Annotated in this window: 1 protein-coding gene; it reads left to right on the top strand. The window is 26.7% G+C overall.

The genetic code is table 11. The features are described from left to right. Positions 1–176: 176 nt before the first annotated feature. Positions 177–427 (top strand): MBL fold metallo-hydrolase (locus AWT63_RS03255; protein WP_156414498.1); only part of this gene is annotated, 251 nt, incomplete at its 3' end.

Genomic DNA, 427 nt, shown 5'->3' with positions numbered 1-427 from the left:
AACCAACATATGCAACAATTAAGATAAGAGAAAGTATTTCTAATATAAAAAAAGACATTTATGAGGAAGAAGAAATATGGTAATAAAAATTTTGAAAAGACTGCTTTTTTTATTAATATTTTTTACTGCAACATATATAATTACAATAAACTTGACTGAAAAAGAGGTAATTAAAATTGAAAATATCAGTATTAGGTAGCGGTAGTGCTGGGAATTGCAGTTTTATTGAAGTGGGCGGCAAAAAAATATTAGTTGATGTCGGTTATAGTTTAAAAAAAATAGAAGAAAAATTAGAAGTTATAAATCAAAAAATTGAAGAAATAGATGCGATTTTTGTTACACATGACCATAGTGACCATATAAAAGCATTCGGTACAATCTCAAGAAAATATGATGTTCATTTATCCTGTCTCTCATACTCATCTCA

Origin of the sequence: Caviibacter abscessus, from assembly GCF_001517835.1 — a bacterium.
In the GTDB taxonomy this organism is placed as follows: domain Bacteria; phylum Fusobacteriota; class Fusobacteriia; order Fusobacteriales; family Leptotrichiaceae; genus Caviibacter; species Caviibacter abscessus.
Note: the sequence above shows the minus strand (reverse complement) of the source record. Positions and strands in the feature narration are given on the sequence as shown.